This is a genomic window from Corynebacterium pseudotuberculosis (genome assembly GCF_002155265.1).
GTDB lineage: Bacteria > Actinomycetota > Actinomycetes > Mycobacteriales > Mycobacteriaceae > Corynebacterium > Corynebacterium pseudotuberculosis.
Map to the genome: position 1 here is coordinate 1,733,706 of NZ_CP021251.1, position 23,979 is coordinate 1,757,684.

Consider the following 23,979-nt stretch of genomic DNA (forward strand, 5'->3'; position numbering starts at 1 on the left):
GCACTATGGATATCAATGAACACTGCGGCTTTGCTCCCGAGGTCTATTCGCATCGGATCACACGTGCAGCTGCGCTTGCACGTGAATCCGGTTTGAGCGGACTCATCATCGGAGCAGGCGCACAACTTGCGTACCTCACGGGTTCCTGGATTTCAACCCACGAAAGACTCACAGCACTAGTGATCCCATCTTCTGGAGCCCAACCCACTCTTATTGTTCCAGACGTAGACCGAGGCGATCTACGAAAATCCGCCATTCCGTCTCTTGACATTAATATCCTGGGGTGGATAGACGGGCAAGATCCTTATGCTGCCTCGGTAGCTGCACTAGGTGCTTCTCCGCATGCTGCCGTTGGTATAGGAGAAGACCTCACAGCTAATCATCTGATATCGATCCAAAATATCTTGGGCGAACAAACAACTACAGTTCTGGCAACTGCAGTTCTCGCTGAATTGTTCATAGCCAAAGACGCTGAGGAAATCGATCAGTTACGCTCAGCTGGCCGTGCTATTGATAAAGTCCACGCACAGGTTCCTTTTCTCTTGCAACCAGGACGAACAGAAGCTGAAGTAGCAGAAGACTTAGCAGTGCTTATCAAGAAAGACCATTCCAAAGTCGACTTTGTCATCGTCGGAAGCCAAGCCAATGGTGCCAATCCGCATCACGATTACTCGGATCGCAAACTTGTTCCCGGGGATTTGGTTGTTGTTGATATTGGTGGCACCTATGGTGCGGGATACCACTCAGATTGCACCCGAACATATGTTGTTGGGGGAGACCTCGATCTCTTAGACGTAGAAGCCCGACAAATGTACACCGTGCTTTTCCGTGCGCAGGAAGAGGCTGTTAAATCTATTAAGCCGGGGGTCACAGCTGCAAGCATTGATAAAGTAGCCCGCGATATTATTTCAGAGGCGGGTTACGGAAACGCTTTTATTCACCGCACTGGCCATGGTATCGGGTTATCCACGCACGAAGAACCCTTTATCATGAAAGGAAACAACCTTGTTCTTCAACCAGGCATGGCTTTTTCCGTGGAACCCGGAATCTACCTCGAAGATCGTTTTGGGGCTCGTATTGAGGATATCGTCGTGGTGACAGAGAATGGCTGTGAACGCCTCAATAATCAACCAAGGACACTCCAGTAATGTCTGATGTTCGAACTCTGCTTGTTCTTGGCGCTACCAGCGAAATCGGTGGACAGATAGCACGCCTTCTAGCACCTGGTCGCCATGTAGTACTCGCCGCACGCCGTGTGGAAGACCTTAAAAGCCTGAGCGCAGATCTTGTGACGTTGGGTGCTGCATCAGTACGTACTGAATTTTTCGATGCTTCCGATCTACACTGTTGCCGGAAGATAGTAGAAAACTCCGGAGACATTGAGCACGCCATAGTATGCTTCGGAATCCTGGGAGATCAAGCGGCTGCTGAGACCGATGAGCATCATGCGGCAAAAATCGCCACAATAGACTACACGGCACAGATTGTGGCGCTCACCGTTCTGTCTGATCACATGAAGCATAACTCTAAGCCTGGTACCATCACAGCTTTTTCTTCCATCGCTGGTTGGCGAGCTCGACGAGCTAATTATGTATACGGTTCAACCAAGGCAGGCTTAGATGCATTTTGCCAAGGTCTCGGTATGGCTTTGCATTCAACAAACCTCCGTTTGATCACTGCTCGACCTGGTTTTGTGATCGGAAAAATGACTGCTGGTATGTCTCCTGCTCCTATGTCCGTAACCCCAGATATCGTAGCCAGGGCAGTAGTACAGGAGATCAACAACGGAAAGCGGTCCACCTCCCTGTGGATCCCGCGGCGTCTCATAGCATTGGCTTTTCTCATGCGTGTGGTTCCTAGCTCAATTTGGCGCCATATGCCGCGCTGATCACAGCGAACAACACTTGTATCGCTAGAATTTTTTCTATGAGTAGGGAAGCGACCTCGTTACGACGCATTGCGGTAGGGGATTCAGTGGCCAAAACTGGTTTTATCACTGTGGTAGGTATTAGCGCGGGTGGAGTAGACGAGTTAGGGACCCAGGCGCGTGAAGCACTCTACCAGGCGGACATCATCATTGGTTCTTGGCGTCAGCTAGGACTCGTCCCCGAGGATGTCTCAGCGGAACGTCGCCCGTGGCCGTCTCCGATGCTTCCCAAAATCCCAGAAATTTTTGCAGAGCTGACAGATCTTAATGTAGTGGTGTTAGGCTCAGGCGATCCGATGTTCCATGGCATCGGGTCAACGCTCATACGGTTGCTTCCGCAGCATTCGGTTACAGTGATTCCACATAGCTCCTCAGCATCCTTGGCATGCGCGCGTCTAGGCTGGCCCCTTGATAAGACTCCCGTTTATAGCTTGGTCACCAACGCTGTAGATCATCTAGTACTTCCAATACAACGCGGGGGAATTTTCCTGGTGCTCGGTCAGGATGAAAAAACTCCTGCTTCTATCTGTGACCTGTTAGTTGAGCTCAATCAATCAGACGCAAAAATAATAATACTCAGCGATTTGGGCAGCTCTGATGAGGTAGTTGTTTCAGGCACGGCAGAGCAGCCGCCTACGGCTACGAGCTCCCTCAACGTTATCGCTGTGTCCCTGCAGCGCAAAGGCGAGAGTATGCTTCCGGGGCTTGCCGACGCTCACTATATCTCCGATGGACAGCTCACTAAACGCCATATTCGTGCCCTTACGCTATCGACTTTGGCCCCACGCCAAGGCGAAACGTTATGGGACATAGGTGGTGGTTCTGGTTCTATCGCTATTGAGTGGCTGAGATCCACACCTGGAACAACGGCTGTGTGCTTTGAAGTCGTTGAGGAACGCCGCAACCGCATCGCAAAAAATGCACGGTCGTTAGGAGTTATAGACCGCTTAACCATCCTTCATGGAGCTCCTGACTCTTTCGATGAGGTCCCTACGCCTCCAGATGCCATGTTCATCGGAGGCGGCCTCACGGCGCCTGGGGTCTTTGACGCTGCATGGTCTAGGCTTCCGATGGGTGGCCGTCTTGTGGCTAACGCAGTGACAATAGAAAGTGAATCGGTGCTCTGGGAGTTAAGAAAAACACTGGGTGGAAGCATGGCCCGCTTCGATATTTCGCAGGAACATAACGTGGGATCTTTTACCACAATGAAGCCAGCACTGCCTGTGCTCCAGTGGAGTGTTACCAAGTCCAACACCCCTAAACTTTAGTAAAGCCGCAACTATTAAAGGTAAAAATGACCGTTTATTTTATTGGCGCTGGTCCAGGCGCTGCAGATTTGTTAACATTACGCGCACAAAAGCTCATCAGCACCTGCCAGGTGTGTATGTACGCAGGCTCCATTGTTCCCCCCGAGGTTTTAGACTCGGTTCCAGAACATGCCGAAGTCATCAATACCGCCCGTATGCCGCTGGATGAAATCACCCAACGCATTCTTGATGCGCATTCCCAGGGGAAAGATATCGCACGGCTACATTCTGGCGACCCCGCCATCTATTCTGCAGTTGCCGAACAAGCCCGACGTCTTACCGCACATGGAGTGGACTATCAGATAGTGCCTGGGGTTCCTTCTTTCGCAGCTGTTGCTGCAGCATTAGGCCATGAACTCACTGTGCCCACGGTAGGACAGACTGTCATCTTAACGCGAGTATCCGGACGGGCTTCGGCGATGCCAGAGGGAGAAGACCTGTCTACTCTAGGGCAAAGCGGTGCCACTCTGTGTATACACCTGGCGGCACATGATATTGACCGCGTGGTAGCAGAACTGATACCTAATTATGGCGAAGATTGTCCCGTTGCCGTTGTCGCTTTTGCTTCCCGCCCAGAGGAGAAAATCGTTCGGGGCACTCTCTCAGATGTTGCATCAAAAGTCAAAGAATCAGGCATTACGCGTACAGCAATCATTGTTGTCGGTCGAGTTCTCACAGCCGAAGGTTTTCCTGATTCTTTCCTTTATTCTGATGACCGCCCTCGTGATACACACGGAAGGACTATCCCATGCGCGCCCTGATCCTTGGCGGTACCGGCGAGGCTAGAGAAGTCGCCCAAATGCTTTACGATGCTGGCTGGCATGTCACTAGCTCACTCGCGGGAAGAGTTGCAAACCCTAAACTTCCGGTAGGTGAAGTGCGCATTGGCGGTTTTGGCGGCCCTATGGGGCTTACCCAGTGGCTGATCAAGGAGGGGGTAGAAGTAGTCATCGATGCCACCCACCCTTTTGCCGAGCGCATTAGTATTTCCGCAGTAGAGGCTACGCGAGCAACGGGGATTCCACTTATCGCTCTCCATCGTCCTGCTTGGACAGCTGCTCCCAGGGATCGTTGGCGCACTGTCTCTTCGGTTGCCCAAGCAGCCTCTCTAGCTGCTAGAGACTATCATCATATTTTCCTCACTATTGGCCGCCAGCAGCTCGCACCTTTTGCAGAGGATCCCCACAACCTGTATGTAGTACGCACCGTAGAGCCTCCGCAAGTGCCACTTCCTCCACGTCACCGACTCATTATGTCGCGCGGTCCTTTTACCGTAACCGATGAAAAGAAACTCATGGTGGATAATCAGATCGATTGCGTTGTAACCAAAAATTCTGGAGGCCCGTTGACAAGCGCTAAATTGGATGCTGCACGTGAGCTCGGCGTTGACGTCATCATGATACAGCGCCCTGTTTTGCCACCCGCTGCATACACGGCCACGTCTGCAGCAGAAGTCATAGACGTGCTACAGGCGCTATAAGTGGCTTAACTCCTAGCAGGAAGGCTACTGCATATATATGCAGTAGCCTTCCTGTTTTTTACTCGTAGCGCCGTGAAGTAAAAACGCGGCGTACATCCGCCCCCATGTATTGGCGTGTCGTCGAAGCACCCACGATGACCATAGTCCGCATGTCTACGATGTCCGGGTCAAAGTTTTGCAGAGTGGTCACCACAATACCTTCTTGATCGGATCCCACTGCACGAGCCACAATAACAGGGGTATCTCCCGACTGATACTCTAAAACGATCTCTCTAAGCCTTGCCACCTGCCAACGACGCTCCTTTGAAGCAGGGTTGTAGCAGGCAAAAGCCATGTCAGCACCTGCGAGCGCACGGATGCGTTTTTCTACGATCTCAAAGGGCTTGAGGCGATTAGACAAAGAGATCATTCCAAAATCGTGCCCCAAGGGTGCCCCTACCTGAGAAGCCACAGCTTGTGCTGCAGTCATACCCGGGATGACTCGAATGGGGACCTCGCGCCATTGTTCATCATCGGCGGTCTCTAGAACCGCTGCAGCCATAGCAAACACGCCTGGATCTCCAGAAGAAACCACCGCAACCTTTTTCCCCTGTTTTGCCATGTCCAAAGCCATGGCTGCGCGCTCAGCTTCCACCTTATTATCAAAGAGATGCCGGCGTTGCCCGGCGCGGAGAGGCACGCGCTTAACATAGGTGGAATAGCCAACAATATCGGTTGCGTTTTTCAATTCTGCAGTGGCCTCGGGCGTTATCCACTTTGAAGAACCAGGACCAAGTCCGATGACTACTACTTCTCCTCGAGTCGTATTTGTGCAGTGGTCTTCTTGCAACCCATTATGATTTTGGTGCACCGCTGAAGGGACAACAGCTACTGCGAAGTAGGGAATAGAGTTCGGGTCCGCTTCGAGTACTGGGATTGTACTCTGACCTTCCATGCCTACACGTTTTACCACGTACGCTCGATCAGCAACGCCTGCAGCGATAAGACATTGTCGAACTTTTTCAAACGTACGACCTAACTTCATCACAACCGCGGTGTCGCAATCGAGCAGTCGCTGCGTTAATTCAGCGCTAGGAAGTGTTCCGGGGATGATGGAGAGGACTTCATCATCTTCAGATAATGGCATGCCTAAGACATCGGCGGCGGCAGTAATAGAAGGAATTCCCGGGATAATCTCTGCGGGAAATTCTTCTGCAAGGTACTTGTGCAGATGCTGGTAAGAGCTATACAGCATAGGATCACCGAGCGCTAGCACTGCAACGGTTTTACCTTGCTCTAGGTGTGTGCGTAGTCGCTGGGTGGCATCAAGATAAAAGTCGGCCATGGCTCCGGCATAGCCGCCAGGATGGTCGGTAATCCCCGTTGTCACTGGGTACTCTAGGAGCTCATGCTCTTGCGAATCTGTTAAATACGATGATGCTATCTTTCGTGCAGCCGATGCTCCATTGGGTCGAGCGTGATAAGCAACCACGTCTGCGGTTTGGATAGCTTTTACCGCTTTAATCGTTAACAGTTCAGGGTCTCCAGGGCCTACTCCTACGCCAATGAGTCTTGCCGTGCTCACGGAAGTATCTCCTTTTCTGTGGCAAGAGCATTAATAGCAGCACATGTAATTGCTGATCCGCCCCGGCGTCCATGAACGGTTACAAACTCAGTACCAAGATCGGCAGCCACGTTGGATAAAGCTGCCTTAGATTCGGCAGCGCCGACAAACCCTACGGGGATTCCTATAATTGCGGCTGGACGCGGCCGGGTAGGATCTTCAGCAAGCCAATTCATCAAATGAAAGAGTGCTGTAGGGGCGTTGCCGATGGCAACGATGGCGCCGTCGAGACGCTCAGCCCATAGTTCTACTGCCGCCGCGGATCGCGTTGTGCCGAGTCGGGCTGCAAGGTCCGGGATTCGTTTGTCTGTAAGCAAACAGATCACGTCGTTGTTAACGGGGAGCCGTTTCCGAGTGATCCCGCTTTTTACCATGTTAACGTCAGTAAAGATGGGCGCTCCTGCTTTGAGCGCGCTTCGGGCTGCAGGAACAAGGTTTGCTGAGAACTCAATGTCCTCAGCAAGATCTACCTCACCGGCGGCATGAATCATACGGACAGCAACTTGTGCTTGATCTGGATCAAAGTTACTGAGATCGGATTCCTCACGAATCATCGCAAAGGATTGACGGTAAATCTCATTGCCGTCGGTGATGTAGTCAAAGCTCACCTTGCTGATACCTCGTATTCTCCGTCGCCGGTGGCAACGTATTCCGTGTGATGGGATAGGGGATGACCGCAACGACGGTCGCACCCTGAAAAGTGTACAAGGCCCTCTGGTGCTTTACCCGAAATAACCAACTGCGTTGCATCATTTTGGGTATTTGACAAGGACTTCTGGCACCCTGGCAGGCCGGTACAAGCAGTTACCCTTAGCCATGGTGATTCTTGATCAAAAAGCATCCCTAATGGAGCCAATACTTTAACCACAGCATCCGCATCATAGTGAGGGAGATTATGAATCACGATTGATGCCCACGGAGTAATCGTGGTTTCAGCGTCTATCGCGCTCAAAATATCTGCGACCTGTGCTGTGAGGAAACCAAAACGAAGACCCGCGCCCAAAGAAACACGCTCATCTCCAAGGTCAATCCAGCCAACCGGACGTGCGGAGCCTTCAATAACTGGAGGGATTACCGGCTGTGTCTCCACTGCAAAGTGCGCCTGGATTTGTTCCAGGATGAGCGCACGTACAGATGGGCTTTCATGGAGCCGCCACGAGGCTTCGCGGTTTTCTTGCCATATTCGCGCAGCAAAAGTGAGTACCTTAGGAATAATCTCTAAGTCATTCAGACGTATCTCGGTAATCTGTCCTCCCAGAATCATATGGTGTGCATCATCAATTGCGATAACACCAAAATCTGGACGCTGGCTCAGAATGTCGCCTTCACCGGCATCAAAGCCAAAGAGGGTACGACCAGATAAACCAGACACTACGTCATCATTCAAAAGCGCAGCATCTAGGCTGTCTACTAGCGGCCATAGCTCAGGATGTAGGGGAGAAGCCAAAATATTCCTGATTTTGTCGTGACTCCGCGAAGGCAGGAATCCGGATTCCTCAACAACAGTGGCAAATTGCGCCTCATCCTTTACACCACGGAACTGCATATTTCCCCGAGTTGTAATGTGGATTGTTCCATCACCAAGTTCCCGGGCAATCTGAGCAATCGTCTTCCATTGTTCTGGGCGTACTCGTCCGCCAGGGAATCGAACGCGCCCAATAGCTCCATCCGTGGCGTGATGCAGTTTAAGTGCACCAGGACACATATCAGAACGGCTACGGTCTGGGTGCGCAATCAGGACTGCTGATTGCGAGATTTTAGGGTGGGTCATGCGCAACATGATAGTAAAAACAAACACACTTAAACCAACATTGTGACCCGTAAAACAAGCTTTTTCACACCCACCCCCAAACCAACCCAACTGGCTAGCTAAATTAGCTAAGCTAGTACAGGCCTTTGAGCAGGCTGCTAGAAACAACATAATAATGAAAAACAGAGAACCGCAGCACGGTTGCAAAGTGTTGTGTATACGTTGAATAAGCCCAGCCTACGGCACCGAAATATTTCGGGAAAGCTTATTTCATGTGTCGATGAACCCGGTGAAAATCCGGACGGTCGCGCCACTGTTATAGCCAGACCATCGTTTTCATGAAAACCACGTGTCACAACCACTCCCTTAAACAACACATCGATGGGCGCGTCACCCACGAAAGGAAACTTTGTCTCACATGATCACGCTTTTGTCCACATCAGATACAGATCTCCTTTCGGCCAAAGTAGCGGCAGAAGCTGACAACGTCAGTTTCCATTTTGCTAACCCGAATTACGTCTCCGAGGAAAAACTCGACGAACTTATCTTGAAGACTGATGTCTTTGTCGTCCGACTTTTGGGAGGAAAGCGCGCATGGGAACGTGGCTTGGAACGGATCCTCGCCTCATCGGTTCCTTTAGTCGCGGTTTCCGGCGAGCTCGCAGTGGACGCTGAGCTCACCGAGCTTTCCACTGCGCCAGCAGGAGTTGTCACCACAGCTCATACATACTTAGCGGAGGGAGGTCAATCTAATTTGATAAACCTCCACAATTTTCTCTCCGATACGCTGCTGTTTACAGGGCTAGGTTTTGAAGAGCCAAAACACATGCCGGTGTGGGGTCATTTAGACAGAACATCCACCGCAATGATCCCGCCGCAAGCCCCCAGAATCGGCATTATTTATTACCGAGCACAGCATTTAGCCGGTAACACCGCATACATAGAAGCCCTCTCTCACGCTATCGAGGAAAAAGGCGGACTACCCGTACCAATCTTTGCGGCTTCCTTACGCCAAGCGTCAGAAGAGCTACTCCAAGAGCTTCGTGCATGCGACGCTTTAATCACCACCGTATTAGCCGCCGGCGGCACAAAACCAGCCACTGCGACCGCAGGTGGGGACGATGAAGCGTGGGACGTCGCAAAGCTTGCTGCTCTTGATATCCCTATCATCCAAGGTCTTGCGCTGACCAATTCGCGCTCCGATTGGGAAGACAACGATGAGGGCCTCAGCCCTCTCGACGTAGCTACTCAAATCGCAGTCCCAGAATTCGATGGACGGCTCATCTCCGTCCCCTTCTCATTCAAAGAGCACGACTCTGATGGCCTCATCGCCTATGTTCCAGATGCTGAACGATGCTCTCGCCTTGCGGGAATAGCCATCCGGCATGCAGCACTACGGACTATCAAAAATAAAGATAAAAAACTCGTCCTTATGCTCTCTGCATACCCCACCAAGCACGCCCGTATAGGCAATGCTGTGGGACTAGATACCCCGCTTTCTACGCTCCGCGTCCTCCAAGCGTTGGACAAAGCAGGCTATAATCTCGGTAATACCAGCGACATCCCCGGATACTCAGAGGAAGGCGCCCACGACGGAGATGCACTGATGCATGCCATTATCGCGGCAGGGGGACACGATCCAGAATGGCTTACTAACGAGGTAATCAAAAATAATCCCCTCAAACTTTCTCGAGAGGATTACCTCAACTTCTTTGCATCCTTACCACAAGGGATGCAGGATGAAATGACCCAGCATTGGGGGCAAGCACCCGGAACCCATTACGTCGATCAGGAAACCGGGGAACTCTACATAGCTGGCCTACAGTTTGGCAATGTCGTAGTGATGGTTCAGCCACCCCGCGGCTTCGGCGAAAACCCTGTCGGCATCTATCACGACCCTAACCTCCCCGCCAATCACCATTATTTAGGGGTCTATTACTGGCTCAGAGAAATTTTTGGAGCCGATGCCATCGTGCATATGGGCAAACACGGAAACATGGAATGGCTACCAGGAAAAAACGCAGGCCTTTCCGCTGATTGTTACCCAGACCAAGCCATCAATGAGCTGCCACTCATTTATCCCTTCCTTGTCAACGACCCAGGAGAAGGAACCCAGGCTAAAAGACGAGCTCATGCGACGCTCATCGACCACATGATTCCCCCCATGGCGCGAGCCGAAAGCTACGGGGACATCACCAGACTCGAACAGCTTCTCGACGAACACGCGAACATTGCTTCCATGGATCCTGCCAAACTTCCCGCTATCCGCCAAGAAATTTGGACGCTGCTTCAAGCAGCAAAAATGGACAAAGACCTTGGTTGGGAAGAGCGCCCCGACGAAGACGCCTTTGATGATCAAATCATGGAAATCGACGGATGGCTCTGTGAAATCAAAGACGCAGCAATACGCGGGGGACTCCACGTACTAGGAGAATCAGTCACCGGAGATATTCGTATCGAACTCGTTTTAGCAATGCTACGTGCCCGCCAACTCTGGGGAGGCGACAAAGCAGTTCCGGGGTTACGCGAATCCCTCGGCCTATCCGAAGCCGGCGATGAAACTTTAAGCAGGGTAGATGCAGTAGAAAAAATCGCTCATACTCTTTTAACAGAACTCGATGCCGCGGCATGGGATTCCAACAGCGTAGAAGCCATCGTAAATACAACCGAGCTACCTGAAAACGCTGACAAAGAAGAACTAACCAAGCTCCTTTATTTTACGTGCACGGAGATCATCCCTCGGCTAGCACAATCAGAGCGAGAGATCGAACAAATCCTACACGCACTCGATGGCGGTTTTATTGAAGCAGGTCCCTCCGGCTCGCCAATGAGGGGACTGATCAATGTCCTCCCCACAGGCCGTAATTTCTACTCAGTTGATCCTAAAGCGCTCCCATCCCGACTGGCATGGGAAACCGGACAACTCCTCGCAGATTCGCTCATTCAGCGGTACCAATCAGAACACAACGGAGACTACCCAACATCCGTTGGACTCTCGGTATGGGGGACATCCGCCATGCGTACCTCCGGAGATGATATTGCAGAGGTCTTCGCGCTCCTAGGTGTACGGCCCATATGGGATGAAGCATCGCGCCGGGTTGTAGATCTAGAAGTCATTTCTCTGCATGAGCTCGGACGACCTCGCATCGACACGACAGTCCGAATTTCTGGATTCTTCCGCGATGCTTTCCCCCATGTACTTGCGCTTATCGACGATGCCATCCAGCTGGTGGCCCACCTCGACGAGCCCTTGAGTATGAACTATGTTAAGGCCCACGCGATTGATGACGCCCAGCAAGACCACGTGCGACGCATCTTCGGATCAAAGCCAGGAACATATGGGGCCGGGATTCTTGAACTCATTGAGTCAGGCACGTGGCGCGACGATAAAGATCTTGCGGATGTCTATACTGCGTGGGGCGGTTACGCATACGGACGCGGAATTAGCGGAGTAGAAGCCGCAGATGAGATGCGCGCTGCTTATCGCAGAATCCAGGTCGCTGCAAAAAACGTGGACTCCAAAGAACACGATATCGCCGACTCCGACGACTACTTCCAATTTCATGGCGGAATGGTCGCCACAGTGCGCGCGCTCACCGGCAAAGACCCTGAAGCTTATATCGGTGATTCAACACGTCAGGAAACCGTTAAAACTCGCACTCTGCATGAAGAATCTCGTCGAGTCTTCCGAGCTCGAGTGATCAACCCACGTTGGATTGCGGCTATGCGCAATCATGGATACAAAGGGGCCTTTGAGATGTCAGCTACAGTTGATTACCTCTTTGGATACGATGCGACCACTGGCCTCATGGACGATTGGATGTATGAGACGCTCACGGATACCTACGTTAAAGACCCAGAGAACAAAGAATTCTTTAAAGCTTCTAATCCTTGGGCACTCCGCGATATTTCCGAACGTTTGCTTGAGGCTGCTGACCGTGGTCTATGGGAAACCCCCACAGCAGAAGCCCTGGATACCTTGCGCGGAGCGTTCCTAGAGATGGAAGGAGCATTGGAAGAAGGTTCTGAATAACCTAACGCCTGATAGCCCTAGAGGTTTGTAGAGCTTATCACGGATCACATAAAAGAAGTAAAGTAAAGACCATGCCGCTTTTTATTGGTCTTCCGTACATTCTGATCGAAGCTCTTGCCTTCTGGGGAGTTGCGCAATGGCTGGGGACGGCCACTGCGCTCATTTTGCTCATCGCTTTTCTCTTTGGCGGCTTATTTCTTGCGGCCTTTGAAATGCGAAGCATTTCGCGTCGGTTAGCATCTGGCAGCTCCTCTCCAGGCCGCGCAGCAGGTAACCTAGGGCTATTAGCCGCTGGGGCAGTGGGAGTGGCCCTTCCAGGATTTGTCACAAGTGTATTCGGACTTTTGCTTATTCTTCCGCCCACCAGAGCACTGGTCCGATCGCTTTTGGCTAAAGGGCTTCGGAAAAAGATCGAAGACATGGGTGTTCGCAGTTTCGAGGCAACCAATAGTTATAGACAGCACGCCAGCTATGGAAGTTTTAGCCCTCATTCCGTTATCGATCATGACCAGATCAACGAGGAAGAGATTCACAAATGGTCCCGAGATATAAAACCCGAAGATTTCGGTGGACCAAGTGGGCCGAATCCACCACGACGCTAAAAGATTTTAGCCGCTCAGGCTTTTCAGAAAGAAACTTTTTTGTAGCCTCACTCAGTAGTATTTATACATTTCTCAGGTTTTGGCGTTTAGCAGATCACCTGTTTGCCCTTGAAACCTGAACACGTATTCTTTCCATTTCTTGATCAGTGAGCAATGTTATGTCTTTGTCCTCGCATACGATGCGATCAACGCTTGCCAGGTCTGCGATCGCAGCTATCGCTGGACTTGCCGTTTACGCCTCCTACGCGCCACTCGGGTGGTTTTTTGCGGCTCCTCTTGGGCTCGCACTCTTATGCGGGGCTTTAGCTCCGTGGAAAGAAAACCGTCCCTCAAACAAAACTGGTGCGTTCCTGGGTTTTATTTACTCCATCACGCTTTTCTTACTCTTATTGCCATGGATAGGTGAATTCGTGGGAGCAATGCCTTATATTGCGCTCTCGACTTTCTTGTCCTTGTATTCCATCCCGCTGGGGATAGTAGGAGTCCGTATTCTTCGGCATCGCTTGGGGTGGGTCTGGTTCCCCTTTGTCTTCGTTGCAGTGGAATGGGCACGATCTAATTTTCCATTCGGCGGTTTCGCATGGGTTCGCATTGCCTGGGGACAGATCGATGGCCCCCTCGCAGGAGCGGCTCCCTGGGGAGGACCAGCTCTGGTATCGCTTCTCACGGCCCTTGTGGGAGCCGCGCTGTGGCAATGCGTTACGCATGCTGCCTATCGACGCCAGGCGGCGTCCGTAATGGTCACGGTTCTACTAGTAGCGGGCGTCGCAACGCTGACAAACGGCCAAGCTGAAGACCAAGGAACCGTGAAAGTAGCAGCTGTGCAGGGCAACGTTCCACGGCTAGGACTCGATTTCAATGCCCAACGCCGAGCCGTGCTAGCTAACCACGTGAGAGAAACGGAAAAGATACCTGAACAACCTGACCTAGTAATTTGGCCGGAAAATTCATCCGATGTTAGCCCGTTTAGCGATCAACAAGCCAAACAATTAGTTTCCCAAGCAGTAGCACATGCACAGGCCCCTATCCTTGTAGGAACAATCACCAAGGATAACGTGGGGCATCGAAATTCCATGGTGGTTTTTGATCCACGATCAGGCGTAGGGGAGACCCACAATAAGAAGTACCTTCAGCCCTTTGGCGAGTACATGCCCTGGAGAGATTTCTTTAGAAAACTCTCTCCTTTGGTAGATCTAGCTGGAGATTTTAAACCTGGAAACGGCAACGGCGTTGTTCACATGACTGCCGCCACTACGGGAAAGAACATAGCTGTAGGCATTGCCACTTGTTATGAAGTTGCTTTTGATAAGGCCGGACGGGATGCGGTCACCGCAGGCGCGCAGATACTTACGACACCTACTAACAACGCAACCTTCGGTTTTACAGATATGACCTATCAGCAATTAGCAATGAGCCGCATGCGAGCTATTGAACTGGATAGGGCAGTAGTCGTAGCAGCAACTTCCGGGGTTTCTGCGCTCATCAAACCCGATGGCTCCGTCATTTCCCAAACTAAGATATTTCAGTCTGCTACCTTGGAAGACACACTTCCTCTTCACGACACGCTGACCTTTTCAGCTAGGTATGGCACCTATATTGAGTATGCCTTGGTTATCATAGGAACCATGTGCGCTTTGTGGTCGCTGTTTTTTCAAAGCAAAAGCATCAGCAGAGGAACCAGCCGCAAGCTGAAATCGCGAACAACTAAGCTCTAATTTTAACCGCCTACCAAGGAGTCACTTAAAGCAATGACCAAGCCCAGCGATAAGACCCTGGTGATCATTCCCACCTACAATGAGCTGGAGAATCTTCCCCTCATCACCGGTCGTGTCCGTGAGGCCGCTCCTAACGTGGACATTCTGATTGTCGATGACAACAGCCCCGATGGAACCGGCGAAGCAGCTGATGCATTGGCAGAAAAAGACAGCCATATCAAGGTTTTCCATCGAGAAGGTAAAGGCGGTCTATGTGGCGCCTATGTTGCTGGATTCCGCTGGGGCCTTGAGCGCGATTACACGGTTTTGTGTGAAATGGATGCAGATGGTTCGCATGCACCTGAGCAACTGCACTTGCTGCTTGAGCAGGTAGACGCAGGAGCCGATCTTGTTATCGGTTCCCGTTACGTCCCAGGCGGCAAAGTAGTGAACTGGCCTAAAAACCGTTGGGTATTGTCCAAAGGTGGCAACATCTATATCTCTGTTGCCCTCGGCGCTGGTCTCTCGGATATGACTGCAGGCTACCGAGCCTTCAAACGCGAGGTTTTAGAAACCATTGACCTCGACGAGCTATCCAATGCAGGTTATATCTTCCAAGTTGATATGGCATGGCGAGTGGTACGAGCTGGATTCGATGTTCGTGAAGTACCAATTACGTTCACAGAGCGTGAAATCGGAGAGTCTAAGCTAGACGGTAGCTTTGTCAAAGACTCGCTCCTCGAAGTAACTAAGTGGGGGCTAAACCACCGAAAAGAGCAGCTAACCAATATCTACCGTGAAGGTTCTAAGCTGGCAAAGCATGAGATCGCCGCTTTCAGGAAAAGCATATGATCTAATTTCAAGCACATAAAAGTGATCCCCCGCGTAGCTTATAAGAGCATCACGTGGGGGATCACTTTTAAATATCTAGTAAAAATTACTGGTTATTTGCCTGTGCTGCAGCTTCTTCCTGCTGTTGCTTCAGCAACCGTGCAGCATTACGGCGGCGCTTACGCAGGAGCTCAATACGCTCTTCTAAAAGCAGATCAAGCTCTTCAATGGAACGACGCTCACGTAGCATGTCCCAGTGCGTGCGTGGTGGCTTGACCGGTTTGGATTCTACGCCTTCCCCCTCCATGAGTGTTCCGATCTGGCCATTTTTGCACAGCCACGTACCTGGAATTTCTGCGTCATGCGCAAAGGGGACGTCAAAGATCTCGCCGGTTTCTGTCTTATAGCGAACCATCTGACGAGGAGCCAGATCATGGTCCCTGTCGGTTTCGTAGCTGACAGCACCCATGCGGCTGCCGCGCAAAACACGATCTGCCATAGGGGATCAGTCCTTTCCATATCAAAGGGGGCACGGCGAAGTCTCCACTTCGGAGAAAACGCTCAAGGTCTTCCACTATAACGCATGAACCGGTAGTTTTTGTTCCCCAGGTTCCGTTAAATAGGGGATCAGCGTTTTCCAATGAGCTCATCCGTCTAAGGCCTCGTAGTTTACACTGAAGTGGATGTCTAATTTACGGGTTAATACGTGCGCATGGTGCGGTAAAGAATTTGCTAGCCCTGGACGCGGACGCCCGAAAAAATTTTGCTCACATTCTTGCAGGCAGCGAGCCTACGAGCAAAGAACTGCGAGTATAGGACCAGCGGTGCCAGAAAACGCAGTAGTATTACGACCTGAGCGGGTTAGTGAGCTACGCGACTCTTTATTTGAGCTTCGCTGCGCTGCAGAAGACATCGCCACCGCCAGTTCAGAAGGTGCTGATCCAATGGAAATGCAACAACTTTGTTCTGAGCTGGTTGTATTAGCTAAACAGATAGAGAAACTCAGGTAGAAGGATAACCAGCGCACCCATGGAAAAAAAGCATAAACTCATTGCACTTGGCACTGCAGTTATCGTTGTTCTTTTGTCTGTCTTTACCGTTGCCATGGCGGTTATCCCACTGATCAATGGTCCTGGCGTGAAAACCGAGACTCTTGATGCCTCCGCTGCAAAGGCCGCTACAACAGATATCAATGGAACGTGGGAAGTTGTCTACGGCAAAGCTCCAAATATCAGCTCTGCAGGTTTCACTTTTTATGAGGTCCTACCAGCAGAAAAACGAGTTACTTCTGGATCAACCCAAAGTGTAAGCGGAACGGTTGAGGTCAAGGAACAGAAGATCGTTTCAGGAAAAGTAACCATTAATATGGCAGATATCCGAACTGATAACGATAAACGAGACAACAACGTGCGCGCCAAGATATTTGAGGTGGAAAACTACCCAGAAGCAACCTTTGAAACCACGGGTGCTACGGATCTTTCTTCCATCCCAGAAGACGGGACAACAACGGAAATTACGATTCCGGGCAATCTCACTATTCACGGCAAAACTAATTCAATATCTCCCAATTTTACGATTGTTCGGGATGAAGACACCGTAAAGCTTTCTTCAACCATCCCAATTAATCGTCTTGATTATGACGTAAACACCCCTGAATTCGTAGCCGCTAAAATCGATACAAATGGGGAAATCAACGTCTTACTTACCCTTAAAAAGAACTAGAGAGTCACTTATTCATGGCATCAAGAATGATTCCCGGACTATGGTTACGTTTCATCGTCCTTCTAGGTTTCGCGGCTTTTATGATCTATGAAAAGCTACCGTGGTTAGCAGTTTTCGCAGGTGTCTTTTCCGTCATTACCCTCATACAACTTTATTATGCGTATCGGGAACGTCGGAATTCAGAGAAAAATATTCCAGCGGACCAGCAACAATAGACAGAGAAACACCCCTTATTACGTCACAGTGACGTAATAAGGGGGTGTAAAAGTATTCAAGGCATACAACAACATTCAAGTTAGGGACGAACCCCGTAGAGGCAAGCTTCCCAAGGCTTGTTTAGTAAAAGCGAGTGCGCCTCTCAAAAATTGTAGGGAGACCCTGTAGCCGCAAAAGACTTTTATCGCTTTGCATTTAGCTTTACACCAAACCCAAACCAAGTGGTGGATATTGCTCACATATTGCCACATTGCAACGAGGCGCTATATCAGCAAACAATCGAGACCGGTTGAGTACAAAACAGTATGCGTATGTCTTTTACGCAAATTAACAAACAACGCCCTCTCTAAATGTCCGATAATTTACATTATGTCATTTTAGAGTCGCCCATCGAATCCACTTAACCCAATCGACAAAACCCTCAGGCCCCCGCTTCAGGGCGTATCACAGTATCCCTAGACAAAAGCTCACGGCATACATTATGAAGGTTTACGCACCAAGGAAGCGCCGCACGCCAACCATTCCTGCCATAACCTACCCCATATTTCCCCACATCCCATAGAATGATATTTGCATCTCATAAAATGGGAAAATATGATGGAGGTTCCGTCCTCACCGGGACGGATATCGATGTATAAGGAGTGTGATGATGAGTCCATCGACAACCTCCGCCACAGCGGAGCGTAATACCCGTGAGATAACACGGCCAAAAGTAGATAAAGCCATGAGACGTAAAATCATCACTGCTTCCTTGATAGGAACCACCATTGAGTTCTACGATTTTTACGCCTATGCTACGGCCGCAGTTGCGGTGTTTCCCCACCTGTTCTTCCCTAAAAATGAAGACCCAACCGTTGGCTTGCTTGCCTCTTTTGCAACTTTCGGTTTAGCCTTTGTAGCTCGCCCATTAGGCTCTATTATTTTCGGCCATTTCGGAGATCGTATCGGCAGAAAAGCCACTCTTGTAGGTTCTTTGCTTACGATGGGAATAGCAACTTTCCTTATTGCGTTTCTGCCCACATACGCTCAAGTAGGCATAGCCGCACCTGCGCTTTTAGCCCTCATGCGTTTTTGCCAGGGTTTGGGCCTAGGAGGCGAATGGTCAGGCGCCGCCCTTTTAGCAACTGAAACAGCAGAAAAAGGCAAGCGCGCCTGGGCTGCAATGTGGCCGCAATTGGGGGCGCCTTTTGGTTTCCTCCTAGCTAACGGCTTCTTCCTGTTCTTGGTGACTACTCTGGGGCATACAAATGGTGACATCGAAGGTGCCTTTATGACTTGGGGTTGGCGGATTCCATTCGCTATGTCTGCGGTCATGGTAATCATCGGCCTCTGGGCCCGTGTAACTCTTGAAGAAACCCCAGTTTTCAAAGCAGCCGTAAAGTCCGGCAAGAAAGTGAAAACTCCAATCACTGAAGCTTTCAAGACAGCCTGGCGCCCCATGATCTTGGGAACATTCATCATGCTGAGCTGCTATACCTTGTTCTACTTAGTCACCACCTGGGTGCTGTCTTATGGCATCGGTAACAAAAACCTTGGGCTTGGCCTTGGTATCCCCTACATTGACTTCCTCAAACTCCAACTCGTTTCTATCGCTGCTTTTATCGTTGGCATCCCGTTGGCAGGTCAAATGGCAGATCGTCGTGGTCGAAAAACATCACTCATCAGCATCTCAATAGTCATGATCCTTTTCGGATTGTCTTTTAAGATCTTCCTCGATCCTGCAACGGCTACCGTGGGCAGCGTTTTGATTTTCCTAACAATCGGAATGTTTATCATGGGGCTCATCTTCGGGCCTATGTCCGCAGTTCTTCCGGAGCTCTTCCCCACCAATGTCCGATACACGGGGTCAGGAATCAGCTACAACGTTTCTTCCATCCTAGGCGCTGCAGTAGCTCCCTTTATCGCTACTGCACTTGTTCGTTCTTATGGAGTGGGAGCAGTCGGCATTTACCTCATCGTCGTATCGCTTATTACGCTAGTAGCGGTTTTCCGCATGAAAGAAACATGGAATTTCGATATGTCTGAGATTTAAAGCTCCTAGCGAGTAAACACACGCGTCCATGGCGATAACTAGAATTCAAGGTCACGGCATGGACGCGTGTGTTACTTATAGCTTATGTACGACGCCTACGATTCCGTGTTGTCGCCGTAATCTGAACAGCGTCCAATGCTCCAACGCGAAATAAGGCTTCTCGGATAGCCAATTGAAATACCCATAGCCGCCGGTATACAGGATCAAAACCATCCGCTGCAGCTTCTCTTAAAAGGCCTTCAAAAGTTGCACGCTGCAGCCGTAGGCCTTCCTGATAATGGCCTCCAACGTGCGTTTCCGCAATTATTCTCAATCCTGAGGCAATATCAAAAAGCTTATGCACGTTCTCCATCGTCATTAGATCTAAAGCAGGCCAGATGTATGCTTTGCACACATTGAGAGCACTTTTAGCTACATCCGGCATATGGCCAGTCAGTACTACGGATTGCGCCGCAAAATAACCACCTGAAATAAGCAGACGATCAAGCGCTTGCATATAACGTCTGCGCATCCGAGGCCCCATAAGCTCAAGCTTTTCCATATTGGTAATCACGTCATAGCTCATAGGCCATGCAGCAGCTTCTGGCATTGCAGTATCAATCAATTCCACATGAACACTGCCTTCGACCTTTGCAAGATCCAATACATACTTCATGTCCTGAGAATGTTCACGATCCGCGGTCAAAACATCAACAGTTGCACGTCGATGCGCTGCGTTAATTGCTAAGGCAGGTCCCGAGCTTGGAAAATCAAGGAGATGGGTTCCTGCATGTACATGGGCTGAGTCAAGAAGCATCGTCGTCGCCCGCAGCTGCCCATCCCCCAGGTCAGCTTTCTCCACCACAGTGGGATCACTCACCGTGGTAACGTCCACAAAGTGACTTGCCGGTTCATTGGATTTTCCTGCACCTCTGACAAAACTTCTCACAGAAGTTCTCTCTGTAATGGGAACTCCTGAAGAAAAGACCGTCCCATGAACGCTCATTCCGTCCCCCGAAAACAGTCTGATCAGTTGTGGAGGAATTTCTTTACCCTGGTATTCGCCACCTAACGGTGCGTGAGAAGTCTTCGGGTTGTATCCCACAGCAAAAAGCTTTACCAATACATCAACTAGACGCTCAGACTTCCATTCCTCCGCCATATATCCTTCAGCGAGGCCAAGCCATCCGGCCGCAGCTATTCGACGAAATAAGGTCTCCTCTACAACAACGAGATCTGAGTCCTCCCCGTCCAGACGCAAACCGGCCTTAAAACAGGCGGCAGCAAACTCCGATTCTGCTTTACGAGCCTTCATTTTAACCCGGAAGCCCTCAGGCACAGCGGCTATGTTTGGCCACATTTCGGCGTCGATACGCACAAGATGATCACGTGAGCCTGAATGTCCTTTCACAAGGATCCAGCTTAGTGTGAGCAAATCCTTTCTGAGTGCAGACTCGCGAGGCTCGTAACAGATGATGAATTACTAGCAAAGTAGGACTACCATAAAGAAAGTCGCTCAAAGCGGGCGAAAATCACACTAGCGAATGACTTTTTTCACTTTTAGTCGAGGAGACAGTTTCAATGTCTGACAACCCATTTCGCCCTGAAGGCGGCCGCCATCACGTCGTCGTGATTGGCTCCGGCTTCGGTGGTCTATTCGCGGTTCAGAATCTCAAGGATGCTGACGTCGATATCACTTTGATCGATCGGACAAACCACCATCTTTTCCAGCCACTGCTGTACCAAGTAGCAACCGGCATCCTTTCCTCGGGTGAAATTGCCCCGCAGACACGTCAGGTCCTGCTCAAGCAGGACAACGTCAATGTTGTCAAAGCCGAAGTCACCGACATTAATACCTCGGCGAAGACGGTATCTGCCTCACTTGGCGAGTATTCCAAAACCATCGAATACGATTCCCTAATCGTGGCTGCCGGCGCAGGACAATCCTATTTTGGTAATGACCACTTTGCGCAGCATGCCCCAGGTATGAAGACAATCGACGATGCCCTTGAACTACGCGCGCGTATTCTCGGGGCGTTTGAGCGAGCAGAAATTTGCGACGATCCGGTGGAGAGAGATCGTCTCCTCACATTTGTGATTGTCGGCGCAGGTCCTACAGGCGTTGAACTAGCAGGTCAGCTTGCTGAGATGGCTCACCGTACTTTGGCAGGCGAATACACCCGTTTCAACCCGGCCAACGCAAAGATCATCCTCATCGACGGCGCACCTCAGATTTTGCCGCCTTTTGGTAAGCGACTCGGACGTAATGCCCAGCGTGAACTCGAAAAGATTGGTGTAACAGTCAAACTCAATGCAATCGTTACCGATCTTGATGAGGATTCAGTCACCTACAAATCCACGACGGATAACTCCACTCACACCATCAATTCTTTCTGCAAGATTTGGTCTGCGGGAGTCGCAGCTTCTCCCCTGGGCAAAGTTCTTGCCGACCAGCTTGAAGTAGAAGTTGATCGTGCCGGACGCGTTCCCGTTAATCCGGATCTCTCCGTAGGCAGCGATAAAAATGTTTTTGTCATTGGTGACATGATGTCCTTGAATAATCTTCCTGGTGTTGCACAAACCGCTATCCAGGGCGGCGCGTATGTTGCAGAACAGATCGCGGCCGAGGTTGAGGGACGCAGTGCCGACGAGCGTGAACCTTTTGAATATTACGATAAAGGCTCCATGGCTACTGTCTCCCGGTTTAATGCCGTGGTAAAACTCGGAAAAGTTGAGGTCACGGGCTTTATCGGGTGGGCCATGTGGCTCTGCGTCCACCTCATGTTCCTCGTCGGCTTCCGCAACCGCGCTACTGCAGCGTTCTCATGGGGAATCAATGCACTGTCACGCAAGCGCTGGAACTTAGCGACTACTCGCCAACAGCTACACGCACGTGGCGCACTTGCTGAACAGGATAAAAACCTAGAAACAAAAAACTAGTAATCGAATTCCTGGGTAAGCTTTAAGCCCCTTGCTACATAGATATACATGTGACAAGGGGCCTTCGCTACCTTGCATTACTGCAAACTCCTGCCCCCCCCGAAAACATCACCGTAAAAATGGTTTTCGTGCTTTAGGCATTAAGGTCTTTTACTCACAATGGAGACCAAGAATGTTGAGTCTTCCGATATAGGACGCAGATCCCATGATTCAAAGTTAGCGTCAATACTAAAACCGGCAGTGTTAAGGTCTTCAAAAAAATGTGGGAAAATGTACCCACGTCCTGCGCCAAAGCCAAAGACGCATCTACCACCCACGGCTGTTGCATCATAGATATTTTTCAGAGCATCCACGCGTTTCTCTGGAGAGATAAAAGTCAGTACGTTTCCAGCACAAACTACGAGGTCAAATTCATTTTCAGGAACAGTCTCGCAACCTAAGTCAATGACATGCCATTCAGCTTGCGGGTAATTTAAACGTGCTTGGCTGATAAGGTAGTCGTCGATATCTACACCAACTACTGTATGCCCACGTTCGGAAAGATATCCACCAATTCTTCCCTGGCCACAGCCAGCATCTAGAATACGAGCTTTCCGTTGCGCCATGGCGTCGATAAGCCGAGCTTCACCTAGGATATCGTTTCCGGCGGCGGCTAAGTTATCCCATCTAGCCGCGTAGTTGCGGGAATGTTCAGGGTTACGTGCAATCATGTCTTTCCAGGTTGGCATGTAAATAAGTTAAAACATGTGAATAAGCACAAAGACCATAAGTTTTAAGGAGTCTCTAGGTGCCTACGATAAGGCCACGTAAAGTGCATCAGTTTCCACCACACCGATCCACAATGCCGGTGGAAGAAATAACTGATCACTGCCGGATATATGTTGATGGAAGCCTGCAATCAGACACGTTGACGCATAATGAGGCTCTTCAGAGGGTAAAAGAGCTCAATAAAAACGGCCATCATGCATTTGTATGGCTTTCCCTCGAAGAACCTACCCAGTCGCATATGCTCCAGCTCGCTGATGACTTTGGAATCCATGAGTTGATCGTTGAAGACGCTGTTGCAGCGCATCAACGCCCAAAGGTTGAGCGTTATGATGATCAGCTTTTCATCGTGGTTCGATCCGTTGTCTACCGGGATCATGAGACCGTAGATGACGCCTCCGATATCATTAACACCGGCGAGGTACAGATGCTCGTCAGCAGCGATTTCATTATCACCATTCGGCATAAAACGAAACTTCCTCTCCTCGACGCTCGGCTCGATACACCTGAGGAGGTTAACGCCTATGGGCCGATGGGTATCGCTTGGGCGTGGTCAGATCATTTAGTAGATAACTACATCCGTATTGTCGGCGAGCTTAGCCAAGATGTGGACGAGCTGGAAGAAGTCTTTACTCCAGGTAGTACTTTTAACATCGAACAGATTTATATGCTGAAGAGGGAAATCCTTGAAATGCGGCATTCTGTTGACCCTTTGGATCCAGCATTTCGCCTGATGATCGGAGCTAATAAAGACATAATTAATAAGCAGCTTCGATCATACTTACGCGACGTCCTAGATCACATCATGGTAGTTAAAGACCAGGTGACCAGTTTTGATGAGCGCCTCTCTGCGCTTATCGACGCAGGCGTGGCCAAGATTACTCTCCAACAAAATTCCGACATGCGCGCCATCTCTGCTTATGTGGGCATGGCAGCTGTCCCCACGCTTATCGCTGGTGTTTATGGGATGAATTTTGGACACATGCCCGAACTAGGTTCTCAGTACGGCTACTACATAGTCATCGCCGTGATGGTAGGTATTGTGATGTGGCTATGGTGGTACTTTAAGAAGATGCGATGGCTAGATAAGTAAGCAAC

General features: G+C 50.3%; 21 protein-coding genes. 15 read left to right on the top strand and 6 right to left on the bottom strand.

From position 1 onward, the window contains the following. The first annotated feature begins 5 nt into the window (after positions 1–5). Genes CpATCC19410_RS08035 through CpATCC19410_RS08055 form a run of 5 tightly spaced genes read left to right on the top strand, consistent with a single transcriptional unit; the run spans position 6 to position 4,714 of the window. Positions 6–1,148: a M24 family metallopeptidase gene (locus tag CpATCC19410_RS08035; protein WP_013241886.1), complete on the top strand. Its 1,143-nt coding sequence runs from the start codon at positions 6–8 to the stop codon at positions 1,146–1,148. Then, positions 1,148–1,888: an SDR family oxidoreductase gene (locus CpATCC19410_RS08040; protein ID WP_013241885.1), complete on the top strand. Its 741-nt coding sequence runs from the start codon at positions 1,148–1,150 to the stop codon at positions 1,886–1,888. The genes CpATCC19410_RS08035 and CpATCC19410_RS08040 overlap by 1 nt, the downstream gene beginning before the upstream one ends. A 38-nt stretch (positions 1,889–1,926) precedes the next feature. Further along, positions 1,927–3,195 carry a bifunctional cobalt-precorrin-7 (C(5))-methyltransferase/cobalt-precorrin-6B (C(15))-methyltransferase gene (locus tag CpATCC19410_RS08045; RefSeq protein ID WP_013241884.1) on the top strand — a complete coding sequence of 423 codons (1,269 nt, stop codon included), beginning with the start codon at positions 1,927–1,929 and terminating at the stop codon, positions 3,193–3,195. Between the two features lie 26 nt (positions 3,196–3,221). Next, positions 3,222–3,995: a precorrin-4 C(11)-methyltransferase gene (gene cobM, locus CpATCC19410_RS08050; RefSeq protein WP_013241883.1), complete on the top strand. Its 774-nt coding sequence runs from the start codon at positions 3,222–3,224 to the stop codon at positions 3,993–3,995. Continuing rightward, positions 3,983–4,714 carry a cobalt-precorrin-6A reductase gene (locus CpATCC19410_RS08055; RefSeq protein ID WP_013241882.1) on the top strand — a complete coding sequence of 244 codons (732 nt, stop codon included), beginning with the start codon at positions 3,983–3,985 and terminating at the stop codon, positions 4,712–4,714. The genes cobM and CpATCC19410_RS08055 overlap by 13 nt, the downstream gene beginning before the upstream one ends. Positions 4,715–4,772: 58 nt before the next feature. Here CpATCC19410_RS08055 and cobJ read toward each other — a convergent pair whose 3' ends face one another. From cobJ to CpATCC19410_RS08070, 3 genes are read right to left on the bottom strand one after another with little or no spacing between them, the layout of a single operon-like run. Beyond that, a complete protein-coding gene (gene cobJ, locus CpATCC19410_RS08060) occupies positions 4,773–6,278 on the bottom strand; it encodes a precorrin-3B C(17)-methyltransferase (protein WP_013241881.1) in 1,506 nt (501 codons plus the stop codon). After that, positions 6,275–6,925 (bottom strand): precorrin-8X methylmutase, encoded by a 651-nt coding sequence (locus CpATCC19410_RS08065; RefSeq protein WP_013241880.1) that lies wholly within the window; start codon positions 6,923–6,925, stop codon positions 6,275–6,277. Before CpATCC19410_RS08065 ends, cobJ begins: the two co-directional genes overlap by 4 nt. After that, positions 6,922–8,097 (bottom strand): ferredoxin-like domain-containing protein, encoded by a 1,176-nt coding sequence (locus tag CpATCC19410_RS08070; protein WP_014401174.1) that lies wholly within the window; start codon positions 8,095–8,097, stop codon positions 6,922–6,924. Before CpATCC19410_RS08070 ends, CpATCC19410_RS08065 begins: the two co-directional genes overlap by 4 nt. Positions 8,098–8,485: 388 nt before the next feature. Here CpATCC19410_RS08070 and cobN point away from each other — a divergent pair, with 388 nt between their 5' ends. The 4 genes from cobN (at position 8,486) to CpATCC19410_RS08090 (ending at position 15,248) form a co-directional block, all read left to right on the top strand. Beyond that, positions 8,486–12,100, top strand: a complete 3,615-nt coding sequence (gene cobN / locus CpATCC19410_RS08075) for a cobaltochelatase subunit CobN (protein ID WP_013241878.1) — start codon at positions 8,486–8,488, stop codon at positions 12,098–12,100. A gap of 71 nt (positions 12,101–12,171) precedes the next feature. Beyond that, positions 12,172–12,702: an FxsA family protein gene (locus tag CpATCC19410_RS08080; RefSeq protein WP_014367021.1), complete on the top strand. Its 531-nt coding sequence runs from the start codon at positions 12,172–12,174 to the stop codon at positions 12,700–12,702. Positions 12,703–12,860: 158 nt separating this feature from the next. Then, positions 12,861–14,417 (top strand): apolipoprotein N-acyltransferase, encoded by a 1,557-nt coding sequence (gene lnt / locus CpATCC19410_RS08085; RefSeq protein WP_041481574.1) that lies wholly within the window; start codon positions 12,861–12,863, stop codon positions 14,415–14,417. A gap of 33 nt (positions 14,418–14,450) precedes the next feature. Continuing rightward, complete coding sequence (locus tag CpATCC19410_RS08090; protein WP_013241875.1) at positions 14,451–15,248, top strand: polyprenol monophosphomannose synthase; 798 nt, start codon at positions 14,451–14,453, stop codon at positions 15,246–15,248. An 85-nt stretch (positions 15,249–15,333) separates the two neighbouring features. On the opposite strand, the gene CpATCC19410_RS08095 is transcribed toward CpATCC19410_RS08090, so the two are convergent. Further along, the gene (locus CpATCC19410_RS08095; RefSeq protein WP_013241874.1) at positions 15,334–15,726 is read right to left on the bottom strand and encodes an RNA polymerase-binding protein RbpA; all 393 of its coding nucleotides are present in this window, start codon (positions 15,724–15,726) and stop codon (positions 15,334–15,336) included. A 184-nt stretch (positions 15,727–15,910) separates the two neighbouring features. Between CpATCC19410_RS08095 and CpATCC19410_RS08100 the strand changes: the two genes are divergently transcribed. From CpATCC19410_RS08100 to CpATCC19410_RS08120, 4 genes are all read left to right on the top strand, one after another. Beyond that, a complete protein-coding gene (locus CpATCC19410_RS08100) occupies positions 15,911–16,237 on the top strand; it encodes a hypothetical protein (protein ID WP_014401172.1) in 327 nt (108 codons plus the stop codon). A 19-nt stretch (positions 16,238–16,256) separates the two neighbouring features. After that, positions 16,257–16,949: a YceI family protein gene (locus tag CpATCC19410_RS08105; RefSeq protein WP_014522407.1), complete on the top strand. Its 693-nt coding sequence runs from the start codon at positions 16,257–16,259 to the stop codon at positions 16,947–16,949. Positions 16,950–16,963: 14 nt separating this feature from the next. Next, positions 16,964–17,164, top strand: coding sequence for a hypothetical protein (locus CpATCC19410_RS08110; protein WP_014522406.1), 201 nt, complete (start codon positions 16,964–16,966; stop codon positions 17,162–17,164). A 647-nt stretch (positions 17,165–17,811) separates the two neighbouring features. After that, complete coding sequence (locus CpATCC19410_RS08120; RefSeq protein ID WP_014401170.1) at positions 17,812–19,197, top strand: MFS transporter; 1,386 nt, start codon at positions 17,812–17,814, stop codon at positions 19,195–19,197. Between the two features lie 82 nt (positions 19,198–19,279). Here CpATCC19410_RS08120 and CpATCC19410_RS08125 read toward each other — a convergent pair whose 3' ends face one another. Further along, on the bottom strand, positions 19,280–20,587 hold the full coding sequence (locus CpATCC19410_RS08125; RefSeq protein ID WP_014300685.1) for an SAM-dependent methyltransferase: 1,308 nt from the start codon (positions 20,585–20,587) through the stop codon (positions 19,280–19,282). A 170-nt stretch (positions 20,588–20,757) separates the two neighbouring features. Between CpATCC19410_RS08125 and CpATCC19410_RS08130 the strand changes: the two genes are divergently transcribed. Continuing rightward, a complete protein-coding gene (locus CpATCC19410_RS08130) occupies positions 20,758–22,116 on the top strand; it encodes an NAD(P)/FAD-dependent oxidoreductase (RefSeq protein WP_013241870.1) in 1,359 nt (452 codons plus the stop codon). A gap of 140 nt (positions 22,117–22,256) precedes the next feature. Here CpATCC19410_RS08130 and CpATCC19410_RS08135 read toward each other — a convergent pair whose 3' ends face one another. Beyond that, complete coding sequence (locus CpATCC19410_RS08135) at positions 22,257–22,844, bottom strand: class I SAM-dependent DNA methyltransferase (RefSeq protein ID WP_013241869.1); 588 nt, start codon at positions 22,842–22,844, stop codon at positions 22,257–22,259. A 59-nt stretch (positions 22,845–22,903) separates the two neighbouring features. Here CpATCC19410_RS08135 and CpATCC19410_RS08140 point away from each other — a divergent pair, with 59 nt between their 5' ends. Then, positions 22,904–23,974, top strand: a complete 1,071-nt coding sequence (locus CpATCC19410_RS08140; protein ID WP_013241868.1) for a magnesium and cobalt transport protein CorA — start codon at positions 22,904–22,906, stop codon at positions 23,972–23,974. The last annotated feature ends 5 nt before the right edge of the window (positions 23,975–23,979 follow it).